Consider the following 19,133-nt stretch of genomic DNA (forward strand, 5'->3'; position numbering starts at 1 on the left):
CCTCAACGTGATCGGGCGATGAGTGCCTCGATGCCGTCGAGCAGGAGCGTCAGACCGTGGTCGAACTCCTCGTCGAAGAAGTCCTCCTCGTCGTCATCGAGCGCTCCCGGCCCGGCGGCGATGAGCAGCGGGAAGCGCTCCGGGTCGACGAGCATGCCGATCTGCTCGAGGTAGTCCGACTGGGGTCCGTCGGGGTCGGGGATGCCGACGAGACCCATCTGCACCGACTGGCGCACGTGGTTGTGGTTCCAGCCGTCGATCGCGAGCATCGAGGACAGGCGCTGCTGTGACGTGAGGTCCGCGCCCTCCAGTGCCTCGAGCCCGCGCTCCATCCAGGTGATCGCGTTCGGGGTCAGGGGTGGGGCCGCCTGGCGCACCTCGACGGTCCACGGGTGGGCCATGCGGCGCTCGGACAGTTGCCGGGTCCAGGCCGTGATGCGCTCGCGCCAGCCCTGGCCCGCAGTGAAGTGGAGGTCGGGCGCGCCGAGGGCGACGTCGAGCATGACGGCGCCGAGCTCGTCGCGGCTGTCGACGTACCGGTAGAGCGACATCGTGGTGAACCCGACCGCGCTCGCGACGCTCTTCATCGACACCGCGTCGAGGCCGTCGCGGTCGGCGATGGCGGCGGCGGCGGCGCCGATCTCCTCGATGGTCCGCGCCGGGCGCGGGCCGCGCCGACCCTCGGGCTCGCGCCCCCAGAGCAGCTGGAGGTAGCGCGGCAGGGCCGGTTGCCGTCGGGCCGTGTTCTCGTCGGTCACGAGCCGATCCTAGCCAACTGCTTGCGCGATACGCAGTTACGTCCTACCTTCTGTGTAGCACCTAAACACTATGCGACATACACAGATAGGAAGTCCCGCCATGACGGACCCGATCTCCGCCGCCCCACCGTCCTCGGCTCCCCGTGCCGGCAGGCGCGAGTGGACCGCCCTCGCCGTGCTGTGCCTCCCGTTGCTCATCGTGTCGATGGACGTCTCCGTCCTCTTCTTCGCGGTGCCGCACATCGCCGAGGCCCTCGCACCGTCGGCGACCCAGGTGCTGTGGATGTTCGACGTCTACGGCTTCGTGCTGGCCGGGCTGCTCCTGACGATGGGCAACGTCGCCGACCGGATCGGCCGGCGACGCCTGCTCCTCCTCGGTGCCATGGCCTTCGGGCTCGCCTCGCTGCTCGCCGCGTGGGCCCCGAGCGCCGAGTGGCTCATCGCTGCGCGCGCCCTCATGGGCGTCGGCGGAGCCACCCTGATGCCGAGCACCCTGGCGCTCATCCGCAACCTCTTCGCCGACCCCGGCGAGCGCGCCAAGGCCGTCGGGGTCTGGTCGGCCGTGATGGCCGGCGGCGTCGGTATCGGGCCGGTCATCTCCGGCGTCCTGCTCGCGCACTTCTGGTGGGGCTCGGTGTTCCTCGTCAACGTCCCGGTCATGCTCGCGCTGCTCGCCGTCGCCCCGTTCCTGCTCCCGGAGTCCAAGGCGCCCTCGGCGCGCATCGACGCGCTCGGCTCGGCCCTCTCGCTGCTCGCGATCCTGCCGCTCGTCCACGTGCTCAAGGAGGTCGCGGCCGACGGGTGGTCGATGCCGCTGGCCGGGTTCCTCGTCGTCGGGGTGGCCTCGGGGGTGGCGTTCGTGCGGCGCCAGTCGCGGATCGCCTTCCCGATGGTCGACCTCACGCTCTTCCGCCGCCGCGGCTTCGGCGGCTCGGTCGCCGTGCAGGTCATCGGGATGTTCGGCGTCATGGGCAACGCCGTGCTCGTGACGCTGTACCTCCAGTCGGTGCTCGGCTACAGCGCGCTCGCGGCGGCGCTGTGGAGCCTGCTGCCCTCGGTCTTCGTCGGCGCCGCGGCGCCCGCCGCCGCCGCATGGGCCGGACGCGTCGGGCGCCCGGTCGTCATGGCGGCCGGATTCCTCACCGCGGCAGGGGGCTTCATGGGAATGCGCCTCGCGGGGGTCGACTCGTCGATCCTCGTGACGCTCGTGGCAGCCTCGCTCGTGGCGGCGGGCCTGGTGTCGGTCGCGACGCTCGTCACGGAGTATGCGATCGGCGTGGCCCCGGCCGAGCGGGCCGGGTCGGTGTCGGCGCTCGTCGAGACCGCGGGCGAGCTCGGCGGTGCGCTCGGGATGGCGGTGCTCGGCAGCGTCCTCGGCGCGACGTACGCCTCACGCGTCGTCGAGCTGCTGCCGGCCGGCCTGCCGGCCTCGGTCGTCGACGCCGCGAGCCAGACGCTGGGGGAGGCGTCGGTCGTCGCTGCGCGTGTCGGGGGTGCGACGGGCGACGGCGTGCTCGCCGCGGCCCGCGAGGCCTACGTGCACGGCATGCACGTCACCGACGTCGTCGCGGCGGCCGTCCTCGTCGTCGGCGCCGTCGTGGCGCTCGCGTTCCTACCCCGTCACGAGGCCCGCCGCGCCGACGTGGAGGGCGAGGTGGGCGCGGCCGCCCGCGTCGGCTGAGCGTCCCCGGGGCGTCGCGAGCGTGGACCACGAGCCGGGAAGGTCGTTCTCGTGGTCCACGCCGCACCCCGCCGGGCGGGAGCGCAGCACGCCCGGCGGGTGTCGAGGTGGGGGCGGGGGGTCGGATCGGGTGGGGTCGCGGCGGCCCCGAACTCCGCCGCGACCCGCCGGCCCCCGCGCCCGGGTCAGCCGGTCGGGTCAGGGGTGGTCATGGGCTCAGCCGCACTCACGAACACCAGGGGTAGACGAACAGGCTGTGGCTGCCGGCGCGGTGGTCGGCGAGCAGGAGGCTCAGCGGGATCGGGTCGGGCACGCCGCTGATGTCGGCGCCGGGCCTCGGGGTCACCCCGACCGCCAGCGCGGTCGAGATCGGCAGCCCCTTGGCTGCCACGTGCGGGAAGACCCCGAGCGACTTGAGCGTGTTCATGCCGGCGCGCATGCAGGCGGTGTCCTGCCGACCCGAGGCCGATGCCGATCCGGCGCTGGTCAGAGCGGCGGTGGCGACGAGGGCCAGGGCAGCGGTGGCGGTGGCGATCTTCATCGATGACTCCTGTGTCTCCCCGAGCGTCCACGGTTTGTCAAAGGTTTGACGACTCAGAGTGACCGTGGCCACCCTGAGTCGTCAAGCGTTTGTCGAGGGTTTGTCGAAGACCGGTGAAACGGCTCAGACGCGCTGCAGCTCGGAGGCCGGGGCCTCGACGGCCTCGACCCTGCGGATGCGCCGCGGCCACCAGAACCGGTCGCCGAGGACGATGGCGATGGCCGGCACGAGCAGCGTCCGCACGACGAGGGTGTCGAGCAGCACGCCGACGCAGATGATGACGCCGATCTGGGCCAGCACGACCAGCGGCAGCACGCCCAGCACCGCGAAGACAGCGGCGAGCAGGATGCCGGCGCTCGTGATGACCCCGCCGGTGGCCGCGAGCCCGCGGAGCATGCCGAGGCGCGGACCGTGCCGGCGCGTCTCCTCCTGCGCCCGCGTGACGAGGAAGATGTTGTAGTCGACCCCGAGCGCCACGAGGAAGACGAACGCGTAGAGCGGCGCGCTGTCGTCGAGGGCCTCGAAGCCGAAGACCTTGGTGAAGATCCACCACGACGCCCCGACGCTGGCCAGGTAGGTCGCGACGACGGTCGACACGAGGACGAGCGGCGCCACCACCGAGCGCAGCAGCAGCCCGAGCGCTACGAGCACGAGGCCCAGGACGATCGGCAGGATGACGAACCGGTCGCGCGAGGACGCCTCGGCCTGGTCGAGCGCCACGGCCTCGGTGCCGCCGACGTGCGTCTGCGCGATGGGTGCCACGGCGTCGCGCAGGGCGCGGACGGTGCCCGTGGCCTCGGGGGTGCTCGGGGCGGCCGCGATGACGGCGTCCACCTCGGCGACGCCGTCGCCGCGTGCCGTGACGCGGGCGCTCGCCACGCCGTCGACGCCGGCGGCGGCCGCACGGACGGCCTCGGCGTCGCCCGTCGTGACGATGACGGCCGGGTCCGCGCTGCCGGCCGGGAACGACTGGGCCAGGCGCTCGCCGGCGGCGATGGCCTCGGGCTTGGTGAGGAACTGGTCGGACTGCTTGAGGCCGGTGTCGACGGCGAGCAGGCCGCTCGCCATGGTGGCGAGAACGACGAGCGTCACCGCGATGACGCGGCCCGGGTGAGCGGCGACGCGGTCGCCGATGCGGCGCCAGAGGGTGTGTCCGTCGGCGAGCGACTCCTGGCCGACGTGCGGCACGCGCGGCCAGAAGACCCAGCGCCCGAAGCAGACGAGCGTCGCCGGCAGCACGAGCAGTACGAAGGCGGCCGCGACGACCACGCCCACGGCACAGGCGAGCCCGAGCCCGCGCGTCGCCGGGAAGAGTGAGAGCAGCAGCGTGAGGAGACCCACGACGACGGTCACCGCACTCGACAGGACGGCTTCGGACGTGCGGTGCAGGGCGAGCGACATCGCCTCGCGGCGGTCCTCGTGGTGGCGCAGCTCGTCGCGGTAGCGGGAGATGAGCAGGAGGGCGTAGTCGGTGCCGGCGCCGAACACGAGGACCGACAGGATGCCGATCGTCGACTCGTCCCAGGCCTGCCCGAACGCCGACAGCACGTGCGTGGCCACGACCGCCGCGACGCGGTCGGCCACGCCGACGACGACGAGCGGCACGATCCAGAGGATCGGGCTGCGGTAGGTCAGCACGAGCAGCAGGGCGACGACCGACGCCGTCGCGACGAGCAGCCGCGTGTTGGCGCCGTCGAAGACCTTGGCGAGGTCGGCTTCCACGGCGGCCGGTCCGGTGACCTGCGCGGTGAGGCCCTCGGGCAGCCCCTCGCGAGCCGTGCTCCGGATGTCGGCGACGGCCTTGCCCGTGCCGGTGGCGTCGGTGGCGGCCACGGGCACGACGACGAGCGCGGCCGTGCCGTCGTCGCTGCGCTGCGTCGGGATGCGTCCGCCGCCGGGCAGTGCGGCCGCCCGAGCCTCGACGGCGGCGAGGTCGGCGGCGTCGAGGCGCCCGCCCTCGCGTGAGAAGAGCACGACAGCGCTCGAGCCCTTGACCTCGGGCAGGCGGTCGCGCAGCTGCTCGGCCGCGGCGCTGTCGGAGCCGACGGGCAGTGCGTCGGTGGTCGCGGCGGTCCGCGTCGCCTCGCCGACCGCGCCGACGACGCCCATGGCCCCTGCAAGGGCGAGAATGACGATGGCGACGGCCCACCATCGCCGCGTGATCCTGTCGGTCAGAACCCGCACGACACACCTCCGGTTAGGATGAGTAACTGGGTTACTCAGAAGATTACTAAGTTGGTGAGTGACATTAGCACGAAGCGACGCGACGCGTCAGCGACCCCCGCCGCCCCTGCAGGTCCCGCCGGTCCTGTCGGACCGGTCGGCTCGGACCTGCCCGAGGTCGGCCTGGTCCCCGGGGTGCCGGAGTGGCGCACGACGCCGACTCTCGCCGCCCTCCAGGAGCTCGTCGAGGTCTCCGAGTCGGTGCCCGGGATCGTCGCCCGCCGGGCCGGCCTGTCCACCTCCGAGCTGCACTCGCTGCGCCACCTCATGCGCGGTCCGGTCGGGCCCGTCGAGCTGTCCCGGCTGCTCGGCGTCACCTCGGCCGCATCCTCGGGCGTCGTCGACCGCCTCGTCTCCCACGGGCACGCCGAACGGCGCTCGCACCCCGGCGACGGCCGGCGCACCGAGGTCGTCATCACCGACAGCGGCCGCGCCGAGGTGCTCGCGCGGATGCGCCCGATGTTCGAGTCGCTGGCCGCGCTCGACGCGTCGCTCGCCGACGACGAGCGGGAGGTCGTCGAGCGCTACCTCCGGGGCGCCATCGACGCCATGACCGCGCTGACCCGCTGAGGGCCCGGACGCGTCACGGCAGGTGGGCGTTGACCGCCTCGGCCGCGCGCTGCCCCGACACGAGCGCGCCCTGGATCGAGGCGGTGTCGCGGTGGTCGCCGCACACGAACAGGCCGTCGCCGAGGTGCACCGGTGAGCGCACCTCGAGCGGGGGAGCCATGAGCGGCAGGGCCGAGTCGATCCGGTGCCGGGTCACGGTGCGCCAGCCGCTCGTGTCGCAGCCGTAGATCTCGCCGACGTGGCGCAGCACGTCGGCCTCCGCGGCGTCGCCGTCGGGCCGGTCGAGCAGGCAGGTGGCCTCGACGAGGTGACGCGTCGGCGGGGCGTAGCTCGGGGCCGCGGCCGACAGGACGGCGGTGTTCCACACCGGCCCGGGGGAGGTGTGGTCGTGACGGCGGCCGTCGATGGCGACGAGCGGCAGCTCGGTCGGCGGCTCGGGCGCCTCGAACCACCACGTGACCAGGCCCCGTGTGGCCGGCTCGCTCAGCGGCGTCAGGTCGGCGACGCCACCCGGGTCGGTGGCGACGACGGCCGCGCGGGCGCTGATCCGGGTGCCGTCGACGCGCACGTCGACGCCCTCGCCCGACGCGTCGATCGCCTCGACGTGGCTGTGCAGGCGGACGCGGTCTCCGAGCGGCGCCGCGATCTGCTCGGGCAGTGCCTGCATGCCCGTCGCCGGCACGGCCGGGCGGCCGAGGGCGAACATCCGCACGAGCAGCTTGGTGAAGTTCGCCGAGCTCGTGCCGTGGCTGTCGACGAGGACGCCCGCGAGGAACGGGTCGATGACCTCGTGGCGCAGGCGCCCGGTGACCCCGGCCTCGTCGAAGGACTCGGCGAGCGTCGTGTCGGGCTGGCGGATGACGGTCTTCGGGTCGGCCATGACGCGGGCGGTCCACCGGGTGACGCCGGCGAGCTCGCGCGGGTGCAGGTAGCCCGAGCGGATGGTGCGGGCCAGCAGCCTCGGCTCGCGGACCGGGTCGGCGACGACCTGCAGGCCGTCGGTGCGTCGCACGAGGACCCCGGAGCCGAACGGCTTGAGGTCGAGGGCGCCGACGTCGACCCACCGGCGCACCGCCGGGTAGGCGGGGTTGAGTACCTGGAAGCCGCGGTCGCAACGGAACCCGTCGACGACGTCGGTGCGGATGCGGCCCCCCACCGCGTCGCTCGACTCGAGGACGACGACGTCGCGACCCAGCTCGGTCAGCCTTCGTGCGCACCTCAGACCTGCGAGCCCAGCACCCACGACGACGACGTCTGCGTCCACTGAAGGATCACCCCACTGCTCGAGTCCGGCCCCCGCTGCTGCACTCTAGACCCGCGATACCCGCCAACGGTGGGCTGGGCCGGGTGCCCTTCGTTCAGCCCCTGAGGCGCACCGACAGGCAGGTGACGCAGCCCTCGAGCTTCTCGAACTCGGAGATGTCGACGACGGTGACGTCGAGGCCCCGCCCCTCGAGCAGGTGGGCCGTGCGCGGGGCCGCCGCCGACATCAGCACCGACTGGCCCCCGAGGAGCACGACGTGCGCGCCGGCCTCCTCCGGGACGGGGACGAAGGCGTCCCACACCGACGGGTCGTCGACGAGCGGCGGGTAGCCGATGACGCTGCCGTCGGGCAGCGCGGTGACGGCCGACTTGAGGTGAAGGACGCGCGAGAGCGGCACCGGCACGACCTCGACGCGGTTGTGGGAGAAGGCTGCCGCCAGCTGCCGGACGCCCTCGGCGTTGGTGCGGCCCCCGGTGCCGACCCACACGTGGCGGCCGTGCTTGAGGACGTCGCCGCCGTCGAGGGTGCCGGGCGCGGTCACCTCGACGACGCGGTAGCCGTGGGCCTCGACGGCCTCGCGGACCCCGGCGCGCTCGCCCCGCCGCTCGGGCGCGCCGCTGCGGCACAGCACCGCGACCGCGCCGTGCACGACGACCTGGTCCTCGACGAAGACGCCGTCGGGGCACGCGTCGACCGGGGCCACCTCCTCGAGCTGCCACCCGCGTCGGCGAAGCACGTCGCAGTACTCCTGCCACTGCCGCAGCGCCAGCACGGCGTCGACGCGTGCGGCGCGCTCGAGGTGCGTCACGATCCCGTCCGCGAGCTGGGGCGAGGGTCGGCGGACGAGCGCGAGGCGACGGTGCACGCGCTCACCCTAGGGGCCCGACGCGTCGACGCCCGTGGGCGCTCAGGGGGCGAGGGTCGGCTTCTCCTCCGACAGCGCGGTACGCCACCAGTCCTGGGTCTGCGCGGTGTGGGTCAGCTGCTCACGGTAGGCCGAGCCGGCCGCGCGGGCGCACCGTTCGACGTCCGGCTCGTCGAGCGCCCCACGGCGCCAACGGAGTACACGTCGCGCCGTGATCGGCTGCCCGGTGAGCGGACGCAGCACGCCGCCCGGCGGGGCCGACGCGGTCGGCACGGCGAACGACACCGCCCGCCCGGCGACGACCGAGGGCCACAGCGGCCCGAGGTCGTGCGGGCCGTACGTCGACCGGAGCGTCACGCCGAGGCGGGCCAGGACCGCCGCCGTCGCCTCGCTGCCGGGGTCGATCTCCGACGGCGGCAGGATCCAGTCCTCGCCGGCGAGGTCGGTGATGTCGACGCAGCGACGCGAGGCGAGCGGGTGCCTGGCCGACAGCGCGACGAGCAGCGGCTCCCGCTCGACGATGCCGCGCTCGCCGATCATCGGCCGGTCGACCGGCGTCGCGGCCGTCAGGACGATGACGACGGCGACGTCGATGCGCCCGTCGACGAGGGCCGCGGTCGTCGTCGTGCCCGGCAGTGGCGGCACCGGCATGAGCGGGCGACGCATGTCGGTGGCGTAGGCCTGCCCGACGAAGGAGCTGAAGAAGCGCATCGAGTCCGAGGAGAGGCGCAGCGGGCCCCGGCCGGCGGCGTCGGAACGGATGTCCTCGCGCAGCCCGGCGAGCTCGTCGAGGACGGCCCGGGCCCGCGCGACGACCCGCTCGCCGATTGCGGTGCACTCCACGCCGGCGCCGGAGGGGCGGAACACCGTGCAGCCGAGGGCCCGGTCGATGCGCAGCACCTCCGAGCCGAGCGCCGCCTCGGTGACACCGAGCGCTGCCGCCGCCACCGGCACGCTGCCGTGCTGGGCGACCGCCGCGACGACGCGCAGGTGACGGACCTCGAGCTCCACGTCCCCGAGAGTAGGGCGCGCGCAGCTCTCGTGCTCCCGGACGCCGTGCTCTTGAATGGGCTTGACCCTCACGTCACGTGAGGCGTCACGCTCGACCCATGACCACGGATGCGACCCCGAACGTGAGGCAGGTGCCGCAGATGGCCACCTGGACGGTGGGGCAGGTCGCCGACGTCTTCGGCGTGACGGTGCGGACCCTGCACCACTACGACGAGATCGGCCTGCTCACCCCGAGCGAGCGCTCGGGAGCCGGCTACCGGCTCTACACCGACGCAGACCTGACGCGCCTGCAGCAGGTCGTCGTGTACCGCCGGCTCGAGCTGCCGCTCGAGGAGATCGCGGCGCTGCTCGACGGCGGCGAGGACGCCGCCACCCACCTACGGCGGCAGCGCGACACGGTCATGACCCGGCTCGACGAGCTCAGCGGGATCGTCGCGGCCATCGACCGAGCACTGGAGAGAGAGATGAGCAACCAGCCCGCCACGCCCGAGGAGATGAAGGAGCTCTTCGGCGACGGCTTCAGGGACGAGTACCAGCAGGAGGCCCAGGAGCGCTGGGGCGAGACCGACGCGTGGAAGCAGTCGGCGGCCCGGACCCAGCGCTACACCAAGGCCGACTGGGAGCAGGTCAAGACCGAGATGGACGCCGTCAACGCGGCCTTCGTCGCGGCGATGACCGCCGGCGAGCCCGCGACGGGCGAGGCGGCGATGGACGCCGCCGAGCAGCACCGCCGGCACATCGCCGACCGCTTCTACGACCTCGACCACGACTTCCACCGCGGCCTCGCCGACATGTACGTCGCCGACCCGCGGTTCACGAAGACGTACGAGGACCTCGCGCCCGGGCTCGCGCAGTACGTCCACGACGCGATCCACGCCAACGCCGACCGGCACGCGTCGAGCGACCGACCGGCGTGACCGAGGAGTGAACGCGGCCCGGGCCCCGACGGCCCGGGCCGTAGCCTTGGGACATGCGAGTCGGTGTCTTCGGTGCTACGGGTCAGGTCGGCGGGGTCATGCGGGCCCTCCTCGAGGAGCGGGAGTTCCCGCTCGACGACGTGCGGTTCTTCGCGTCCGCGCGCTCGGCCGGCACGACGCTGCCGTTCAAGGGCCGCGACGTCACCGTCGAGGACTCGGCCACCGCCGACTTCTCCGGCATCGACATCGCCCTGTTCTCCAACGGTGGCGCCGCGAGCCGCGAGCTCGCCCCGAAGGTCGCCGCAGCCGGCGCCGTCGTCGTCGACAACTCGAGCGCCTGGCGCAAGGACCCCGAGGTGCCGCTCGTCGTCTCCGAGGTCAACGCGGTCGACCTCGACACGATCCCCAAGGGCATCGTCGCCAACCCGAACTGCACGACGATGGCCGCGATGCCGGCCCTCAAGCCGCTCCACGACGCCGCGGGCCTCGTGCGCCTGCACGTCAGCAGCTACCAGGCCGTGAGCGGCTCCGGTGGCAAGGGCGTCCAGGAGCTCGACCGCCAGCTGCGCGGCGCCTACGACGCCGGCGACCCGGCCGACCTCGCGCTCGACGGCCGCGCCGTCGAGGTGCCCGAGGCGCAGGTCTACGCGGTGCCGGTCGGCTTCAACGTCGTGCCGCTCGCCGGCTCGATCGTCGACGACGGGTCGCTCGAGACCGACGAGGAGCAGAAGCTGCGCAACGAGTCGCGCAAGATCCTCCACGCCCCTGACCTGCGCGTGTCCGGCACGTGCGTCCGGGTTCCTGTCTTCACCGGGCACAGCCTCGCGATCCACGCCGAGTTCGAGCGTGACATCACGCCCGAGGAGGCCCTCGACCTGCTCAAGAACGCGCCCGGCGTCGTCGTCACCGACGTGCCCAACCCGCTCGAGGCGGCCGGTCGCGACGAGGTCTTCGTCGGCCGCGTCCGCGTCGACCAGGCCGCGCCCGAGGGCAAGGGCCTGGTCCTCTTCGTCGTCGGCGACAACCTGCGCAAGGGTGCGGCCCTCAACGCGGTCCAGATCGCCGAGGCGCTCCTCGCCCGACGCTGACCGGGGCGTCGCCGGCATCGTCGCCGGGATCGCGGGGCCGGCGGGCGGTGACGGTGCCATCGCCTAGGCTCGGGGCCGTGACGGAGACGCCCACCGCCAGCACCACGCGAGCCAGCACGGCACCCGGACTCTTCGTCTGCTTCGAGGGCGGCGACGGCGCCGGCAAGTCGACGCAGGTGCGGCTGCTCACCGAGGCCCTCGAGCGCCGTGGGCGACGCGTCGTCGTCACGCGCCAGCCCGGGGGCACCCCCCTCGGCCAGCAGATCCGCGACCTCGTGCTGCACGGCGACCACATGGCCGCACGGGCCGAGGCCCTGCTCTTCGCCGCCGACAAGGCCCACCACGTCGAGACCCTCATCCGTCCGGCACTGGCCGCGGGCGACGTCGTCATCACCGACCGCTACGTCGACAGCTCGATCACGTACCAGGGCGCGGGTCGCGACCTCGGTGCCGACGAGATCCGCGACCTGCAGCACTGGGCCGTCGGCGGAGTCCTGCCCGACCTCACGATCGTCCTCGACGTCGCGCCCGAGGTTGGCCGGGCCCGCCGGGGCGACGTCCACGACCGGCTCGAGTCGGAGGCCGACGCCTTCCACGCAGCGGTCCGCCAGGGCTATCTCGACCTCGCCGCCGCCGACCCGGGCCGCTACCTCGTCCTCGACGCGTCCGAGCCCGTCGAGTCGCTGCACGCGGACGTCCTGGCCCGCGTCGACCACCTCCTCGCGAGCCGCTCATGACCGTCTGGCGCGACCTCGTCGGCCAGGAGCCGACCATCGAGACCCTCTCGCGGGCCGTCCGCGACGAGGCGGCCATGACGCACGCGTGGCTCTTCACGGGCCCGCCGGGGTCCGGGCGGTCCACGGCCGCACGGGCTTTCGCTGCAGCCCTGCAGTGCCCGAAGGGCGGCTGCGGCGAGTGCGTCGAGTGCCGCACTGCCCTCGACGGCACCCACGCCGACGTCAAGGTCGTGGCCACCGAGGGCCTGTCGATCAAGGTCGCCGAGGCGCGCGCCCTCGTCCAGGAGGCGGCGATGCGACCGTCGGTCGGGCGCTGGCGCATCATCATCATCGAGGACGCCGACCGCCTCACCGCCTACACCGACGCCCCCGCCGACGCCCTGCTCAAGGCGCTCGAGGAACCGACGCCGCGCACGGTGTGGATGCTCTGCGCGCCGAGCCTCGAGGACGTCATCGTCACGATCCGCTCGCGCTCGCGCCACGTGCGCCTGCGCACGCCGCCGGTCGAGGCCGTCGCCGAGCTGCTCCAGCGCCGCGACGGCGTCGAGCCGACCATGGCCCTCTACGCCGCGCGAGCGGCCCAGAGCCACATCGGGCTGGCCCGCCGCCTGGCCCGCGACGAGCAGGCCCGCATCCGCCGCCGTGACGTCATCGCCATGTCCACGAAGATCGTCGGCGTCGGTGATGCCATCGACGCGGCGGCCGACCTCGCCCAGATCGCCGAGGAGGAGTCCTCGGCGTCGAGCACCGAGCGCGACGCGGCCGAGCGCGCGCGGCTCATGGAGACCCTCGGTGCCGATCCCGGCGCCCGCGCCCAGCCTCCGCACATCCGCTCGCAGCTGGGCGCGCTCGAGAAGGAGCAGAAGACCCGCGCCAAGCGGCACGAGCGCGACGTCATCGACCGCGCCCTCGTCGACCTCACCTCGATCTACCGCGACGCGCTCGTCACCCGGCTCGGATCCGACGTCGGCCTCGTCAACCCCGACGCCGTCGACCGGGTTCGCGGGCTGGCCGGCGTCTTCACGGCCGAGCAGCTGCTCGGGGCGATGGACGCCATCAGCGAGGCCCGCGACCGCATCAACGCCAACGTCCAGCCGCTCCTGGCTCTCGAGTCGATGGCGCTGCGGCTGAGGCTCCCGCGCGATCTCGGCATGTGAGGAGTCCCACGGGCCCCGCGCAGCGCCGGCTCGCGCGCCCAGCCGGAGCGGTTACCGTTTCGGACATGACGACACGCCCTGCCGCCATCGCCCGCGCCCTCCTCGCGACGACGGTGACCGCGGCGCTCGTCCTCGCCTCGGCCGCGTGCGACCAGTCCGAGGCTCCGGTGCCGAGCACGAGCCGCTCCGGGCTGCCCGAGGCCACGGCCGCTCCGTCGCCGCAGCTCGCGCGCTACTACGCGCAGAAGCTCGACTGGAAGACCTGCGGCACCGCCGAGTGCGCCGACCTCACCGTCCCGCTCGACTACGCGGCCCCGGACCCCTCCAGCGACATCACGATGAAGGTCGTCCGGGTCAAGGCCCGCGACCAGGCCCACCGTCTCGGCTCGCTGCTGGCCAACCCCGGCGGGCCGGGCGCGTCCGGTGTCGACTACGTGCAGCAGGGCGCCGACACCATCGTCGGCAGCCAGGTGCGCAAGTACTTCGACCTCGTCGGCTTCGACCCGCGCGGCGTCGCCCGCTCCGAGCCGATCGACTGCCTCAGCGACTCCGACATGGACACCTACCTCGGCACCGACACGACGCCCGACGACCCCGCCGAGGAGCAGGCCCTCCTCGAGCAGAACAAGAAGCTCGCCGCCGGCTGCGTCAAGGACAAGCCCCAGCTCGTCAAGCACATGTCGACGGCCGAGGTGGCCCGCGACATGGACGTGCTGCGCGCGGCGGTCGGCGACCGGCAGCTGAACTACCTCGGCAAGTCCTACGGCACCTTCATCGGCTCGACCTACGCCGACCTGTTCCCGCAGCGGGTGGGTCGCGTCGTCCTCGACGGCGTGGTGCCGCCCGACCTCACGAGCAAGGAGCTCGCGGCCGGCCAGGCCAAGGGCTTCCAGATCGCGACGAACGCCTACCTCGCCTCGTGCGTGCAGGAGGGCGACTGCCCGCTCGGCGACACGGTCCCGGCCGCGGCCAAGGGCCTCGACGACTTCTTCGCTCGGCTGGACCACGACCCGCTGCCGACCGGCGACGCCACGATCCCGCGGATGGACGAGGCGTGGGCCCGGCTCGGCGTCGCCTACGCCCTCTACGACCAGGGTGCGTGGGGCATCCTCACCCAGGCCCTCCAGGAGGCGAAGTCGGGCTCGGCGCAGACGCTCATGCAGCTGGCCGACGGCTATGCCAGCCGGCACCCGGGCGGCGGCTACGACGGCAACCTCCTCGAGGCGATCAACGCCGTCAACTGCCTCGACCGTCCGGACAGCCCCGACCTCTCGGCCTACGAGGGCTACGCCAAGGAGTTCGCCAAGACCGCCCCGACGTGGGGTGCGACGCTCGCGTGGGGCGCCCTGCCGTGCGGCATCTGGCCGGCGAAGTCCACCGACCAGCCGCACGAGGTGCGCGCGCCCGGGGCCGACCCGATCGTCGTCATCGGCACGACGCGCGACCCGGCCACGATCTACGAGTGGAGCAAGCGCCTCGCCGACCAGCTCGAGAACGCGTCCCTCATCACCTTCGACGGTGACGGCCACACCGCTTACCGTCGGAGCAACGCGTGCGTCGACTCGGCCGTCGACGCCTACTTCGTGCAGGGCCGCGTGCCCAAGGACGGACTGACATGCTGAGCGACACCCCGAGCGGCGACCCCGCGCAGCCCGACCAGCCCGAGCAGCCCGAGCGGCCGTCGGCCCCCGGCGGCGCGGGTGCGCCCGCGCGCGAGGACCTGCCGGAGGCGCCGTCGCAGCCCTACGCGTCGCTGCCGGGTGCCTACGTCGCGCCCGGCGCGTCGGGCGTCCCGGACGCCGCCGGCGGTTGGGGCGGGTCGGCCGGGTACGGCGACGCTGCCCCGCCGCCGTCCGACGCTCCTCGCTCGCGGGGCCGGGTCGTCGTCGCCGGCGTGGCCGTGGCCGCGCTCGTCGCGGTCGTCGGCCTCGTCGCGTGGCGCGCCGCCAACCCGGTGACGCCGACGGCAGCGCGGGTCACGCCCTCCGCGGCCCCCATGTCGCCCCCGAGCCCCTCGGGCAGCCCCACACCCGGCGCCACCTCGACGCGTCCGGCAGCGGGCGGCTACCCGGCCGAGCTGGCCGCGTACTACACGCAGAAGGTCGCCTGGAAGGGCTGCAGCGACAACCCGCGCCAGCAGTGCGGCACCATCGAGGTGCCCGTCGACTACACGAAGCCGCAGGGGGAGCGCTTCACGCTGGCCCTGCGCAAGGCGCCGGCCACCGACCCGTCCCGACGCGTCGGCTCCCTCCTCATCAACCCGGGCGGGCCGGGCGGGTCGGGTGTCGAGTACGCGCAGTACTCCTCGTTCGTCTTCTCCCCGGCGGTCCGGTCCGTGTACGACATCGTCGGCTTCGACCCCCGCGGCATCGGGGGCTCCGACGCGGTCTCGTGCCTCACCGACACCGACATGGACCGGCTCTTCAGCACCGACCCCACGCCTGACACCCCGGAGGAGAAGACCGCGGTGCGCGCGACCGCCGACTCCGTGGCCCGCAGCTGCGCGGCGCGCGGCGGGCAGCGCGTCATGCACATGAGCAGCACCGAGGTGGCCCGCGACATGGACGTCATGCGGGTCGTCTTCGGCGACAGCAGGCTCAACTTCTTCGGCGGCTCCTACGGCACCTTCCTCGGCGCGATCTACGCCGACACCTTCCCCGGCAAGGTCGGCCGGATGGTCCTCGACTCGGCGATGTCGCCGAACCAGACCGACGCCCAGGAGACGACCTACGACATCCAGGGCTTCGAGGCCTCGATCGACGCGTTCATCGACTGGTGCGTCGCCCGGCCCGACTGCGCGCTCGGCTCGGACAAGGCGGCGGCCCGCGGCAAGATCGCCGGCCTGCTCGACGCCGTCGAGAAGCGCGGCCTGACGACGACCAAGCCGGGCCTGACCCGCATCGGCGAGGGTTGGGTCGGCTTCTCCATCTTCATGTGCCTCTACAGCGACAGCTCGTGGCCGACCCTGAACCGCGGTCTGGCACAGGCGTTCTCGGGCCGCGGCGACATCCTCCTGGCCAAGGGCATGTCGGTGGTCGAGCGCAGCGCCACGGGCAAGTACGCGACGAGCAGCTACCTGCAGGCCATGCTGCCGGTGCGGTGCGCCGACTGGCCTCGATCGAAGGACACCCCTGCGACGCTCGCCGAGCAGGCCCGCCTGAAGAAGGCGCACCCGCTCTGGGCGAAGATGACCGGCGAGCTCTACGACAGCTGTGCCGCGTGGCCGACGCCGGGTCGCACCCCGAAGGGCACGACGCTGGCCGTCGGCGCCGCCCCGATCCTCGTCATCGGCAACGAGCGCGACCCCGCCACGCCGATCGGCGGCACGAAGCAGCTGGCAAAGGACCTCGCATCGGGCGTTCTTCTCACTTCCGACCATGACGGACACGGCACCTACTACGCTGGCAACTCGTGCGTGGACCAGGCCGTGGACGGCTATCTCGTGCAGGGGAAGGTGCCCACGGACGGCACGACCTGCTGAACCGACTCGTCGTGCCCGTCACCGCTCTCGCGGTGCTGGGAACGATGTTCTGGCTGGCCACCGGCCCGCAGCCGGTCCACCGCCCGTCGGGCGTCAAGGCCTCCGGCCCGGTCGTCTCGACGAGTGCGCCCGACGGCCCGGGACCCGCGGCCGGGTCGGACGTGTCGCTCGGGGTGGGAACGCACCCGACGAGCACGCCGATCATCTTCACCGGCCCGGTCGACCCCGAGCCCTCCGAGCTCTCCGCCTACTACGGCAAACCGGTCGCATGGACGCCGTGCGACGACGACGAGACGTTCGACTGCGGCAGCGTGCGCGTGCCCGTGGACTACCGCAAGCCGACCGGTGCCACGGCGACCATCGCACTGCGCCGGCTCCCGGCGTCCGAGCCCGCCCGACGCATCGGCTCGCTCTTCATCAACCCCGGCGGCCCCGGCGGCTCCGGCCTGGACTTCGCCACGGAGGCTCCCGACTACTTCGGCGAGGCGGTCCGGCAGCGGTACGACGTCGTCGGGTTCGACCCGCGGGGCATGGGCAGGTCCGACCCCGTCGACTGCCTGAGCGACGCGGATCTCGACGTCATGTACGGCGCCGACCCGACGCCGGACACCGAGGCCGAGCGGCGTGCGTGGCAGCGCGGCCCGGCCGAGCGCAACGCCCGGTGCCTGGCCCGCGGTGGTGCCCTGGCGGCGAACATGGGCACCGAGGCCGTGGCGCGTGACCTCGACGTGCTGCGCTCCGCGGTCGGCGACGAGCGGCTCAACTACTACGGCATCAGCTACGGCACGATGATCGGCGCCGTGTACGCGGACTTCTTCACCAGCCGCGTCGGCTACATGGTCCTCGACTCCGCGGTGCTGCCCGACGCCCTCGCCGACCCGGCGCCGACACAGGACCAGGTCGACGACGCGGCGCGGTCGTGGGCCTTCGACTTCGAGGACATGGTCGACGCCTTCGTCACCGACTGCGGCGCGAGTGTCACGTGCCCGCTCGGCGCCGACAAGGGCGTCGTGACCGACCGGCTCGTTCGGTTCCTCGACGGCCTGGACGCCTCGCCGCTCGACACCGACAGCCCCTCGCTGCCGCACCTGACGGAGGGGTGGGCCGTCACGGCCCTCGGGTTCGGGCTGCGGCACCGCGACTCGTGGCCCGACCTCGTCGACGCGCTCGACTCGGCGATGGCCGACGGCGACGGCACCGACCTCGCGTGGCTCGCCATGCAGTACGTCGAGCGCGACGAGGACGGTTCGTACGCGTCGGCCACCTTCAGCCGGTCGCACCTGCTCGTCACGTGTGCCGACTGGCCGGTGTCCCCGTGGGACTCGGTGGTGCCGAGCCGCAGCGTCCTGGCCAACCACCCGCTGTGGGCACGGGTCGAGCCGCCGGGCCCGGCACAGTGCGCGGGGTGGAACGGCCAGAAGCGCCAGACGCTCCTCGTGGGGGCCGACGTCGCGACGCCGGTGCTCGTCATCGGCAACGACATCGACCGCACGACCCCGATCGAGGACACCGAGGCACTGGCCTCGGAGATCGTCCGGTCGCGGTACGTGCGCGTCGACGCCGAGGGCCACGGTGCCTACGGCTCCGGCAACGCCTGCGCGGCGCGCGTCGTCGACGAGTACCTGACCGAGGCCAAGGCGCCCGAGGACGACTACTACTGCACGAAGTCCTGACGAGTGGCCGGACCGCCCGCCCCGCGCCTCGGGCTCAGCCCTCCGAGACGCGGACGACGACCTTGCCGGCAGCGTGCCCCTCGGCGCTGAACCGGAAGGCGTCGGCCAGCTCCTCGAGCGGGAACGTCCGCGCCACGGGCACGGTCAGGGCGCCGGCGTCGGCGAGGTCACCGAGCTCGGCCAGCTCGACGCCGTCGGGGCGGACCCACACGTACGAGCCGCCCGCCTGCGCCACCGACGCGTCGGCGACCGACGCGTGCCGGCCACCGTCGGCGAGCACGGCGAGCGTCGCGTCGAGGACGCCTCCGACGAAGTCGGCGACGGCGTCGACGCCGTCGGGCGCCAGGGCCTGGACCCGGTCGGCGAGCCCATCGCCGTACGTGACGGGCTCGGCTCCGAGCTCGCGGAGCCGGTCGTGGTTGCGCTCGGACGCCGTGCCGATGACGCGGGCCCCGAGCGAGCGGGCCAGCTGGACGCCGAGCGAGCCGACGCCGCCGGCCGCGCCGTGCACGAGCACGGTGTCGCCCTCGGTGACCCCGAGGCGCTTGAGCACCCGCCAGGCGGTGAGGCCCGCGAGCGGGAGGCCCGCCGCCTCGTCCCACGACAGGCTGCGCGGCCGAGGCGCGACGGCCCGCGCCGGCACGGTGACGAGCTCGGCGAACGTGCCACCGTGCACGTAGTCCTTGCGGGCGTACGCGACGACCTCGTCGCCCGGTGCGAACTCCGGGGTGTCGAAGCCGACGGCCTCGACGACACCTGCGACGTCCCAGCCGGGCACGACGGGGAACCGGATGTCCATGACGGCGTCGAGCCCACCGGACATCAGCTTCCAGTCGACGGGGTTGACCGATGCCGAGCGGACCCGCACGAGGACCTCGCCCGGCCCGGGCTTCGGGCGTGGCTGCTGCGTCAGGCGCAGCACGCCCGGGTCGCCGTACGCGTCGTAGGTCATGGCGCGCATCGTGCTGTCGCTCGTATCCCTCGTGGCGTTCGTGGTGTCGCCCGTGCGGCTGCTCTGGTTGGTCGTCGTCTCGCTCACGAAGGCGACAAGCACGACCCTCCGGCGTGTCATTCCCGGTGCCCGGGTGAGGGTCGTCACGAGGCCTCCGGAGCGGGCCGGCCTCGGCCCACCGGTCGATTTCTCTCGGACCGGGGCGATGCGTATAC

Annotated in this window: 16 protein-coding genes; 9 read left to right on the plus strand and 7 right to left on the minus strand. The window is 73.5% G+C overall.

Features of this window, described 5'->3' with window-relative positions; genetic code table 11:
- Positions 1 to 2 precede the first annotated feature (2 nt).
- On the minus strand, positions 3 to 758 hold the full coding sequence (locus RY076_RS10775; RefSeq protein WP_323097669.1) for a TetR/AcrR family transcriptional regulator: 756 nt from the start codon (positions 756 to 758) through the stop codon (positions 3 to 5).
- 100 nt (positions 759 to 858) lie between these two features.
- Here RY076_RS10775 and RY076_RS10780 point away from each other — a divergent pair, with 100 nt between their 5' ends.
- Positions 859 to 2,439, plus strand: a complete 1,581-nt coding sequence (locus RY076_RS10780) for an MFS transporter (protein ID WP_323097671.1) — start codon at positions 859 to 861, stop codon at positions 2,437 to 2,439.
- Positions 2,440 to 2,665: 226 nt separating this feature from the next.
- On the opposite strand, the gene RY076_RS10785 is transcribed toward RY076_RS10780, so the two are convergent.
- Together RY076_RS10785 and RY076_RS10790 are read right to left on the minus strand one after the other, a co-directional pair.
- Positions 2,666 to 2,980 carry a hypothetical protein gene (locus tag RY076_RS10785; protein ID WP_323097672.1) on the minus strand — a complete coding sequence of 105 codons (315 nt, stop codon included), beginning with the start codon at positions 2,978 to 2,980 and terminating at the stop codon, positions 2,666 to 2,668.
- Between the two features lie 123 nt (positions 2,981 to 3,103).
- Positions 3,104 to 5,164 (minus strand): MMPL family transporter, encoded by a 2,061-nt coding sequence (locus RY076_RS10790; protein WP_323097673.1) that lies wholly within the window; start codon positions 5,162 to 5,164, stop codon positions 3,104 to 3,106.
- 54 nt (positions 5,165 to 5,218) lie between these two features.
- On the opposite strand from RY076_RS10790, the gene RY076_RS10795 reads away from it, so the two are divergent.
- On the plus strand, positions 5,219 to 5,773 hold the full coding sequence (locus RY076_RS10795; protein WP_323097674.1) for a MarR family winged helix-turn-helix transcriptional regulator: 555 nt from the start codon (positions 5,219 to 5,221) through the stop codon (positions 5,771 to 5,773).
- Positions 5,774 to 5,786: 13 nt separating this feature from the next.
- Here RY076_RS10795 and RY076_RS10800 read toward each other — a convergent pair whose 3' ends face one another.
- From RY076_RS10800 to RY076_RS10810, 3 genes are all read right to left on the minus strand, one after another.
- Positions 5,787 to 7,037 carry an NAD(P)/FAD-dependent oxidoreductase gene (locus RY076_RS10800; protein WP_323097675.1) on the minus strand — a complete coding sequence of 417 codons (1,251 nt, stop codon included), beginning with the start codon at positions 7,035 to 7,037 and terminating at the stop codon, positions 5,787 to 5,789.
- A 94-nt stretch (positions 7,038 to 7,131) separates the two neighbouring features.
- The gene (gene ddaH / locus RY076_RS10805) at positions 7,132 to 7,902 is read right to left on the minus strand and encodes a dimethylargininase (protein WP_323097676.1); all 771 of its coding nucleotides are present in this window, start codon (positions 7,900 to 7,902) and stop codon (positions 7,132 to 7,134) included.
- Positions 7,903 to 7,944: 42 nt separating this feature from the next.
- Positions 7,945 to 8,913: a LysR family transcriptional regulator gene (locus tag RY076_RS10810; protein WP_323097677.1), complete on the minus strand. Its 969-nt coding sequence runs from the start codon at positions 8,911 to 8,913 to the stop codon at positions 7,945 to 7,947.
- A gap of 98 nt (positions 8,914 to 9,011) precedes the next feature.
- Here RY076_RS10810 and RY076_RS10815 point away from each other — a divergent pair, with 98 nt between their 5' ends.
- The 7 genes from RY076_RS10815 (at position 9,012) to RY076_RS10845 (ending at position 17,966) form a co-directional block, all read left to right on the plus strand.
- Entirely contained in the window at positions 9,012 to 9,830 is an 819-nt protein-coding gene (locus RY076_RS10815) for a MerR family transcriptional regulator (protein WP_323097678.1), read from the plus strand.
- Between the two features lie 53 nt (positions 9,831 to 9,883).
- The gene (locus tag RY076_RS10820) at positions 9,884 to 10,918 is read left to right on the plus strand and encodes an aspartate-semialdehyde dehydrogenase (RefSeq protein ID WP_323097679.1); all 1,035 of its coding nucleotides are present in this window, start codon (positions 9,884 to 9,886) and stop codon (positions 10,916 to 10,918) included.
- Positions 10,919 to 10,995: 77 nt separating this feature from the next.
- Positions 10,996 to 11,655: a dTMP kinase gene (gene tmk / locus RY076_RS10825; protein WP_323097680.1), complete on the plus strand. Its 660-nt coding sequence runs from the start codon at positions 10,996 to 10,998 to the stop codon at positions 11,653 to 11,655.
- Positions 11,652 to 12,812: a DNA polymerase III subunit delta' gene (locus RY076_RS10830; RefSeq protein ID WP_323097681.1), complete on the plus strand. Its 1,161-nt coding sequence runs from the start codon at positions 11,652 to 11,654 to the stop codon at positions 12,810 to 12,812. Before tmk ends, RY076_RS10830 begins: the two co-directional genes overlap by 4 nt.
- Before the next feature lie 65 nt (positions 12,813 to 12,877).
- The gene (locus RY076_RS10835; protein ID WP_323097682.1) at positions 12,878 to 14,434 is read left to right on the plus strand and encodes an alpha/beta hydrolase; all 1,557 of its coding nucleotides are present in this window, start codon (positions 12,878 to 12,880) and stop codon (positions 14,432 to 14,434) included.
- Entirely contained in the window at positions 14,428 to 16,293 is a 1,866-nt protein-coding gene (locus RY076_RS10840; protein ID WP_323097683.1) for an alpha/beta hydrolase, read from the plus strand. The genes RY076_RS10835 and RY076_RS10840 overlap by 7 nt, the downstream gene beginning before the upstream one ends.
- An 11-nt stretch (positions 16,294 to 16,304) precedes the next feature.
- Complete coding sequence (locus RY076_RS10845) at positions 16,305 to 17,966, plus strand: alpha/beta hydrolase (RefSeq protein WP_323097684.1); 1,662 nt, start codon at positions 16,305 to 16,307, stop codon at positions 17,964 to 17,966.
- Between the two features lie 34 nt (positions 17,967 to 18,000).
- Here RY076_RS10845 and RY076_RS10850 read toward each other — a convergent pair whose 3' ends face one another.
- Positions 18,001 to 18,927, minus strand: coding sequence for an NADP-dependent oxidoreductase (locus RY076_RS10850; RefSeq protein WP_323098269.1), 927 nt, complete (start codon positions 18,925 to 18,927; stop codon positions 18,001 to 18,003).
- Positions 18,928 to 19,133 lie beyond the last annotated feature (206 nt).

The organism is Intrasporangium zincisolvens, from assembly GCF_034724055.1.
Taxonomy (GTDB): domain Bacteria; phylum Actinomycetota; class Actinomycetes; order Actinomycetales; family Dermatophilaceae; genus Monashia; species Monashia zincisolvens.

What these genes read in the sequence shown, in the direction of transcription:
- RY076_RS10780 (WP_323097671.1), top strand. Translation starts at nt 859, where the DNA reads ATGACGGACCCGATCTCCGCCGCCCCACCGTCCTCGGCTCCCCGTGCC.
- RY076_RS10785 (WP_323097672.1), bottom strand. Translation starts at nt 2,980, where the DNA reads ATGAAGATCGCCACCGCCACCGCTGCCCTGGCCCTCGTCGCCACCGCC.
- RY076_RS10815 (WP_323097678.1), top strand. Translation starts at nt 9,012, where the DNA reads ATGACCACGGATGCGACCCCGAACGTGAGGCAGGTGCCGCAGATGGCC.
- RY076_RS10820 (WP_323097679.1), top strand. Translation starts at nt 9,884, where the DNA reads ATGCGAGTCGGTGTCTTCGGTGCTACGGGTCAGGTCGGCGGGGTCATG.
- RY076_RS10830 (WP_323097681.1), top strand. Translation starts at nt 11,652, where the DNA reads ATGACCGTCTGGCGCGACCTCGTCGGCCAGGAGCCGACCATCGAGACC.
- RY076_RS10835 (WP_323097682.1), top strand. Translation starts at nt 12,878, where the DNA reads ATGACGACACGCCCTGCCGCCATCGCCCGCGCCCTCCTCGCGACGACG.
- RY076_RS10840 (WP_323097683.1), top strand. Translation starts at nt 14,428, where the DNA reads ATGCTGAGCGACACCCCGAGCGGCGACCCCGCGCAGCCCGACCAGCCC.
- RY076_RS10850 (WP_323098269.1), bottom strand. Translation starts at nt 18,927, where the DNA reads ATGCGCGCCATGACCTACGACGCGTACGGCGACCCGGGCGTGCTGCGC.